Here is an 8,115-nt window from a genome sequence, read left to right on the forward strand (position 1 = left end):
TTCCGTGAATTTAGAAGACAGATGGAATATAAATGCCGATGGAATAATATTAAATTTATCCTTGCAGAAAAATTTTATCCTTCATCTAAAACCTGTAGTAGCTGTGGAAGTATAAAAGACAAACTTTCTCTATCAGAAAGAACTTTTAGCTGTAAAGATTGTGGTTATAAAATAGATAGGGATTTAAATGCAAGTATAAATTTAAAAAAATATGGTAAATCAATAGCATAGCACTTAAAGCAGTTATTGATATGTACCGATTCGTTAGTCGGGAATTTAAGCCTTCGGAGTGTTAAACCAAACAGGAGTAGATTTTCGAAACTGGACACGATGAACAAGGAAGGAAACATAAACTTTTATAAGGTTTGATAAAAACCTTATAGAGTTTTATAAGCTTTCTGTAACGGTGAAAAGATGAAATATTGGTTATTGAAGACTGAACCAGATGTATACAGTATAGAAGATTTAAAAAGGGATGGAAGGGCTATGTGGGATGGGGTAAGAAATATTAAAGCAAATAATTATATCAAAAAAATGGAAATAGGTGATTATGTTTTTATCTATCATACTGGAAAAGAGCGAAGTATAGTAGGGATCGGTAAAATTGTTACTTCAAGTTATCCTGACCCAACCAGTGATAACCCTAAATTTCATGCTATAGATGTAGAATATGTTAAAAGATTAGTCAATCCAGTTACATTAAAAGAAATCAAAGAAAGCTTAAGTTTTACTGATTGGGAATTAGTTAATCTTCCCCGTTTATCTGTAATGCCAGTAAAGGTAGAGTACTGGCATAAAGTGTTAACTTTAGCCGGAGATAATTTTGAAATTTAAGCAGGAAAAACTCCCTCTTTTGGCGAAATATTAATTCAATAAATGAAGGGAGTAGTGTTGAGATGACTAAAATTATTGCCCATAGAGGAGCATCTGCTATTGCCCCAGAAAATACCATGCCAGCCTTTAAAAAGGCAATAGAAATGGGATGTAAAGGGATTGAAACCGATGTCCATATGACAAAAGACGGTGTATTGGTTTTGTGCCATGATGAACAGGTAGATAGGACTACTAATGGTAAAGGCTATATTAAAGATTACACTTTAAAAGAGCTAAAAAAACTTGATGCTGGGGTAAAGTTTTCTGAGGAATTTGCCGGAGTTAAGATACCAACTTTAGAAGAATTATTAATTTATTTGTTTGATAAAGATATTTATTTGAACATAGAAATAAAACTAGGGGGTTTTTATTATCCCGATATTGAAGCTAAAGTTTTAGAATTATTATACAAATATAACTATGTTGAAAAATCAATCATCTCATCTTTTAATCATTATAGTTTAGTAGAAGTGCGGAAGTTAGACTCTGATATTAAAACTGCTATTCTTTATATGGAAGGGCTCTATAAACCTTGGGAATATGCCAAAACAGTAGGGGCAACGGCATTACATCCCTATATAGAAGGAGTAACAGAAGAAATTATAAAAGAAGCAAAACTTAACAAAATGCCTGTTACAGTTTTTACCGTTGATGAAAGGGAAGAAATTAGCAAATTTATAAATTACGGTGTTAATGGAATAATAACTAATCATCCCGACATAGGGTTAGCCCTTTTAAAAAATAAAAAATAAAAATTTTAAAAAAAGGCAGGAATTTATTTAAAAGTGTCGAATATTTCTTTTGAAAGAAAAATACTTATAATAGTAGTCGGGGGAATAAAATTATAAGACCATAAGACTTCCTCGGTTTCCATTATTATATTTAATGGTACCGTTAGGAAGTTTTATTTTATTCTCACTACTTCTCAAAAAGGAGGTTTTAAATTTGTTTAAACTTAGGAAATTAACTCCCTTTATCCTATTTTTATTTATTATTACCTTTTTAGCTGGTTGTGGAAGTAAGGATGTAACCCAGCCCCCACAACAAGAGGAACCAGAAGATTTGTCTAAATTTTATCCTGGGCCACCACCGCTCCCTGATTTTGAAGTGAAAACTACTCTAATAATAAATTACCATAGGTATGAAGGGGATTATCGTCCTTGGGATCTTTGGGTATGGCCTGATGGAAAGGAAGGTAAGGCATATCCCTTTACAGAACTTACTGATTATGGAGTAAGGGCAACCATTTATTTTCCAGAAGAATACCATCGCTTAGGTTTTATAGTCCGCCGGGGGAACTGGTCTGCTAAAGATGTGGATAGGGATAGATTTGTCGATGTAATTGATGGAAAAGCAGAAATTTGGTTATTACAAAGTGATCCAAATATCTATTTCTCCCAAGCTGATGTCGATAAAAGTCCCAGAATTATTTCAGCTTATATGGATGGAAAAGATGAAATAATTGTTTCACTAACCCACCAACACAAATTAACGGATGGTGACAACGGTTTTGTTATTAAAGGGGAAGATAAAGACTATAATGTTAAGAAAGTAGAAGTTGTTGGTTCAGGAACTAGTGGTAATGTATTAAAACTAACTTTAGAAAAGGAATTGGACATTACTGCAAACTATACAATTGAAAGTCCAGATTATACTGGTAATTACGTAGTAAAAAGGAGGGTACTGGATTTGCCAGAATTTTATTACCCAGGGGATGACTTAGGAAACACATATACAAGGAATAGTACCAAGTTTAGGGTATGGGCACCGACGGCATTAGATGTAAAAGTAAGGATATATGATACCGCCGATGCCAAAGAAGGTAAAGATTATGACATGAAAAAAGATGTCAATGGAACTTGGTTTTTAGAGATTAAAGGAGATTTAAAAAATAAATATTACACTTATATTGTCGACCATGGCTATATAGTTAATGAAGCAGTGGATCCATACGTCAGGGCAGTATCTTTAAACAGTACTAGAGGAATGATAGTTGATTTGAAAGAAACTAATCCTCGGGGTTGGGATTCTTTCAAGAAACCTGAATTTAAAAATTATACCGATGCTATAATTTATGAAATGCATGTCAGAGATTTTTCGATTTATCCAGATTCAGGAAATAAATATAAAGGAAAATATTTAGGTTTAATTGAAAAAGGAATTACAGGACCTGGGGGAGTAAAAACAGGATTAGACCACCTGGTAGAGCTAGGGATTACCCATATTCACCTATTACCGACATACGATTTTGCTAGTATAGATGATAGTAGGGATGATCAGTATAACTGGGGTTATGATCCAAGGCTATACAACGTCCCTCAAGGAACTTACTCAACTAATGCTGCTGATGGGTTAACTAGGATTAGAGAGTACAAGGAAATGGTAATGGGGTTAAATAAAGCAGGTATTAGGGTTATCAAAGATGTTGTTTATAACCATACCTACACAGTAGGGGATTCACCCTTTGATTTAATAGTACCAAAATACTTTTACAGAACCGATGATAAAGGAAACTATACCAATGGTTCTGGTTGCGGAAATGAAATTGCATCGGAAAGGCCAATGGTGAGAAAGTTTATTGTAGATTCTGTGAAGTATTGGGCGACAGAATATAAAATTGATGGTTTCCGTTTTGATTTAATGGCTTTACATGATGTAGAAACGATGTTAGCTGTACAAGAAGCCCTTCACCAAATCGATCCAAGTATTATAATCTACGGTGAGCCATGGCAAGCTGGAGGCTCTCCTCTACCTGCTAACCTTCAATTTACTAAAGGAAAACAAAGGGGAACAAGGATAGCGGTATTTAATGATCATATCAGAAATGCAATTAAAGGGGATAACGACGGGACAATTAAAGGTTATGTACAAGGGATGGTAAATCAAAGAGATAATGTGATTAGGGGTATCATGGGTGCTATCGATGACTTTGCCCAAGAACCTACTGAATCTATTGTATACGTATCTTGTCATGATAACTTAACCCTATGGGATAAAATTGAAAAGAGCAATCCTAATGACAGTGAAGAAGATCGTATACGAATGAATCTCCTTGCTAACGCTATTGTTTTGACATCACAAGGGGTTCCTTTCCTCCATGGCGGAGTTGAAATGATGAGAACTAAATATGGTGATCATAATAGTTATAAATCCCCAGATCATATCAACCAAATTGAGTGGAGTAGAAAGCATACTTATTATGAAGAATTTTTATACCATCAAGGGTTAATTCGCCTAAGGAGAGAACATCCTGCCTTTAGATTGGCGACAGCGGAAATGGTAAGAAAGCATATGGAAATATTAGACTCTCCCGATGGCTCCATAATGTTCCACTTAAAAGATAATGCAAATGGAGATTCTTGGAGAGATATAGTTGTTATTTATAACCCCAATGGACATGATATAACCGTTAACTTACCTAAAGGGGGAACATGGAACATTGTTGTAAAAGATAAAAAAGCTGGGGTTGATACCTTAGAAACTGTAAATGGTACCACTGTTAAAGTACCACGAATTAGTATGATGGTACTTTACCAAAAATAAATACTAACACCCTCCTTAAACCAAAAAGATAAGCTTTAAAGGCTTATCTTTTTGGTTGATTTATTTTTACATATTTCCATTTACCTAAACGGAAGAGGTAGTATGATAACAATCCAGAAATGACTGTAGAAGTTGTGATAGCTATCCAAACCCCTGTTTCTTGTAAATTTAATGGAAAGGCTAGTAAGTAAGCTAAACTTACTCTAATAACTACCCAACAAACTAAAGTTATTAAAAAAGGATATTTAGTATAGCCAGCACCTTGCATAGTCCTAGAAAAGATTATCGTCATAGCATGGAAGGGTTCAGAAAGGGCTAAAATGTATAAAAAGGTTTTACCGATTTTAACAATTTCATCATTAGGCTTATCTAAAAAAAAGTTAATCAATGGTTCAGCAAATGTTACAAAGATCAAAGCAAAAAATATCATGAAACCTGCTCCAATAAATACACAGGCTTTACCACTTTCTTCAGCTCTTTTAAGTTTTTTAGCACCAATATTCATCCCCGATAGGGTAGCGGCAGCAGTTCCTACAGCAAGGCCTGGCATAATGGCATATTGACTTAGATTAGTACCAATAGTAAAGGCTGTTATAGCGGCATTTTGGGCAGCAGTTCTTGCTAAAATGGCAAAGATAAAAAAGGTGCTGGCATTTCTGCAAACTCCCTGTAGTGCTGCTGGCAGTCCAATTTTAACAACTTGCTTTATTATTGTAAAATGGGGATATAACATGTCTTTAATTTTTACTTTCAACATAAACTTTCCGCTAACTAAAGCACTCCATCCTAAAAGGGCTCCAATTAGCCGGGAAATCGCAGTTCCTAAAGCGGCTCCCATAACCCCTAAAGGAGGGAAAAAACCGATACCAAAAATCAATAGGTAATTAAATAATACATTTGATAAGTTCATCACTATATCAATTAGCAGTGGAGTTTGGGTATCCCCAGAACCTTGGAATATTGCCCTAGCAATGAAGTTTAATAAAAATAGGGGGATAGTAATAAAAAAGATTAACATATAAACTTCTGCCAATGCTAATACATTGTCACTTACCCCTAATAACTGTAAACTTGGCCGATTAATCAATAGCCCTAGAGGGATCATAAAGAGGGAGGCTGCAAGGCAGAGGAAAAAGGATTGACCTGCACTTAATGAAGCTTTATCTCTATCCCCTTGACCGATAAATCTAGCTACCAAGGCTGTTGTTCCAGTAGAGATGGCCATAACTAAAACCATAATTAGCATGACGATATTTTTTCCAGCCCCGATTGCTGCAATGGCATCGGCTCCTAAAGTACCCACCATTTTCATGTCTACAGTACCAATGGAAACCTGCAATAGGGATTGTAAAACAATAGGAGTAGCTAAATATAAAGCATTGTGATATAAGTTTTCGTTATTAAGTATAAACTCCCTTTTATTGCTATAAGTCAGTGTTTTACCCATAATAATCCTCCTTTAGCAACATTATAACATTTCGTTTAACTATTATCTAGACTAACGAAAGAAAAATAAAAAAATATTCCTATCCAAGATGGATAGGAGTATTTAACAATCAACCTATAACTTAATTTCCTCTAAAATATAATTCTCTACTTCCTCAACTTTAGAAAAGTCCATAGCAGTGATATAGTATTTTTCCATGGTTTTGTGAAGTTCATTAGCTTCTTTGAGATGGGGTATACCTTTAGCAACCATTTTGTTAAATTCTCTTTCCACAGTTTCTAATTCCTCTTTTTTTCGGGTATCTATATCTATTGGTAGACAAAGGGCATACATATCGACAACGATATCCATTGGAGCAGCTGGGTCAACGACATGGGGGGCAGTTCCGTCTAAAATAACTACATCTAGTTTAGGGATGAGTACCATATCAACACTCATTGGATCAAAGGCACAATGGTAAATTTCAGTATCAAAACCAGCTTCTAGTGAAGCTTCGGCTATTTTTTTCATTAAAGTAGATTTGCCGGTGCCAGGTCTTCCTTTTACAATAAATTTTGTTGGGATATCTTTGATGAGATTATCATAAAAATTAACAGGACCTTGGGCAGTTATGGCACCGAAAAACATATCTTTTCTTAAGCCTTTTTCTTTTTCCTTTCTGTTACCTATGATAAATTTAATAAGGTTTTTAGCAACTTCATCGGCTAACTGGAAGTTCATTTCTTTGAGGTAAATTTCTTCCCATTGGTCGTGGATTCCTTTAGCTTTTCTAAAAAATTCGTAAGCTTTTTTATAATGGAGGGCAATTTGTTCTTTAATTTCCCTGATTTCCTTTTTATGGGGCAAGAGTTTTTCTCTGTTTAAAAAAGAGCCTAAGTTTATGATTTCATCGGTGATTCCAGGAAGTTTGGGGTCTATTATATGGGGAGCTGTACCATCAACTATGGCTATTTTATCTGAAATAATAACACCATCTAATGAACCGATATCTGAAGAACAATGGAGAAAAGTTAAGTTGTAACCATCTTTTTGGAGTTTTTCTGAGATTTTTTTAATTAGGGTAGACTTACCGGTACCAGGTCCCCCTTTTAATATAAAAACCCTTTCAAGGGATGATAAGATGTCATCGTAAAAAGAATAGAAACCTAAAGAGGTGTTTCCACCAGCATATATATTTTTAATTTTACCTGTCATAATTAGCCACCTTCTTTTTTTTGTGTTAAAATGAGATTAAGATCTCACTAGTAATATATGTTCCTTTAACTAAAAGGTTAACAAAAAGAGGTAGTAAAAATGGAAAAAAGGTATAGTTTTATAGTAAATAATTTTAATAACATAAAAGAAGAACTTATTGAAAAGTATGGGATTTCCCGGAGGGAATATCGGAGACTTAAAAGTAGCGGTAAAGTATATATTAACAACTCTTTAGCTAAAATTACTACACCGGTAAAGCTAGGTGATTTAGTTGAAATTTTTATAAAAGAATGTACCGAGATAATCCCCCAACCTTTACCTTTGAATATAATATTTGAAGATCAATATTTAATAGTATTAGAAAAAGACGGAGAAACCCTTGTTCACCCTGTTCATAATGAGCAATTAAATACTTTAGCCAATGGGTTAGTAGATTATTTTAATAAAAAGGGAGAGAGTTTTGGCATACATCCCGTCAATCGCTTAGATAGAGAGACCTCTGGTTTAGTAATATTTGCCAAAAACTCCTATATCCATAGTTTATTGGCAAAACAATTGGAAAATAGAAAAATTAAGCGTCAGTATTTGGCAGTGGTGGAAGGGACTTTGCCTAAGGAAGAAGGTGTAATTAATTTACCTATTTTAGATCTACCTACATCTAAAAAAGTTAATAGTGAAAAAGGAAAAGAAGCTATTACTGAATATAAATTGCTAAAAAAATACGAAAATTACAGTCTTTTAAAGTTAAATATCTTGACAGGAAGAACCCATCAGATTAGAATTCATTTAAAGGCATTAGGTTGTGGTATTTTAGGTGACAGTTTATATCACAAAAAAAGTTCTTTAATCTCTAGGCAAGCACTCCATGCTTTTTCCTTAAGTTTTAACCATCCACTATCAGGGGAAGAGTTAAAATTTGTAAGTGAGCTGCCAGGGGATTTTAAAACCTTATTAAATAGATTAACGGTAATGTAAAAAGTTCTATGAAAAAATAGATTAAATACCACACGAACAGATTAGCATAAAGAAAAATAACGTAATCGCTCTTGACAAACAGT

At 34.1% G+C, this 8,115-nt stretch carries 7 protein-coding genes; 5 read left to right on the forward strand and 2 right to left on the reverse strand.

The window, feature by feature from the left end:
- The 4 genes from BMX60_RS10900 to pulA form a co-directional block, all read left to right on the forward strand.
- Window positions 1-231, forward strand: a 231-nt coding sequence (locus BMX60_RS10900) for a zinc ribbon domain-containing protein (RefSeq protein ID WP_143055932.1), incomplete at its 5' end; no start/stop codon positions are given.
- 183 nt (window positions 232-414) lie between these two features.
- Entirely contained in the window at window positions 415-834 is a 420-nt protein-coding gene (locus tag BMX60_RS10905; RefSeq protein WP_091351475.1) for an EVE domain-containing protein, read from the forward strand.
- A 62-nt stretch (window positions 835-896) separates the two neighbouring features.
- Entirely contained in the window at window positions 897-1,625 is a 729-nt protein-coding gene (locus BMX60_RS10910) for a glycerophosphodiester phosphodiesterase (protein WP_091351476.1), read from the forward strand.
- 193 nt (window positions 1,626-1,818) lie between these two features.
- Window positions 1,819-4,416: a type I pullulanase gene (gene pulA, locus BMX60_RS10915; protein ID WP_177159792.1), complete on the forward strand. Its 2,598-nt coding sequence runs from the start codon at window positions 1,819-1,821 to the stop codon at window positions 4,414-4,416.
- Between the two features lie 43 nt (window positions 4,417-4,459).
- Here the strand turns inward: pulA and BMX60_RS10920 are convergent, their stop codons facing one another.
- Both BMX60_RS10920 and BMX60_RS10925 read right to left on the reverse strand, forming a co-directional pair.
- A complete protein-coding gene (locus BMX60_RS10920; protein WP_091351478.1) occupies window positions 4,460-5,863 on the reverse strand; it encodes an MATE family efflux transporter in 1,404 nt (467 codons plus the stop codon).
- A gap of 114 nt (window positions 5,864-5,977) precedes the next feature.
- Window positions 5,978-7,057 (reverse strand): PRK06851 family protein, encoded by a 1,080-nt coding sequence (locus BMX60_RS10925; protein WP_091351479.1) that lies wholly within the window; start codon window positions 7,055-7,057, stop codon window positions 5,978-5,980.
- Between the two features lie 99 nt (window positions 7,058-7,156).
- On the opposite strand from BMX60_RS10925, the gene BMX60_RS10930 reads away from it, so the two are divergent.
- A complete protein-coding gene (locus BMX60_RS10930; protein WP_091351480.1) occupies window positions 7,157-8,032 on the forward strand; it encodes an RluA family pseudouridine synthase in 876 nt (291 codons plus the stop codon).
- Window positions 8,033-8,115: the final 83 nt, after the last annotated feature.

It is taken from the genome of Anaerobranca gottschalkii DSM 13577, from assembly GCF_900111575.1.
In the GTDB taxonomy this organism is placed as follows: Bacteria; Bacillota; Proteinivoracia; order Proteinivoracales; family Proteinivoracaceae; genus Anaerobranca; species Anaerobranca gottschalkii.

Bases quoted from the DNA above. Each gene is read 5' to 3' on its own strand.
- BMX60_RS10905 (WP_091351475.1), top strand. From the start codon at position 415: ATGAAATATTGGTTATTGAAGACTGAACCAGATGTATACAGTATAGAA.
- BMX60_RS10910 (WP_091351476.1), top strand. From the start codon at position 897: ATGACTAAAATTATTGCCCATAGAGGAGCATCTGCTATTGCCCCAGAA.
- BMX60_RS10920 (WP_091351478.1), bottom strand. From the start codon at position 5,863: ATGGGTAAAACACTGACTTATAGCAATAAAAGGGAGTTTATACTTAAT.
- BMX60_RS10925 (WP_091351479.1), bottom strand. From the start codon at position 7,057: ATGACAGGTAAAATTAAAAATATATATGCTGGTGGAAACACCTCTTTA.
- BMX60_RS10930 (WP_091351480.1), top strand. From the start codon at position 7,157: ATGGAAAAAAGGTATAGTTTTATAGTAAATAATTTTAATAACATAAAA.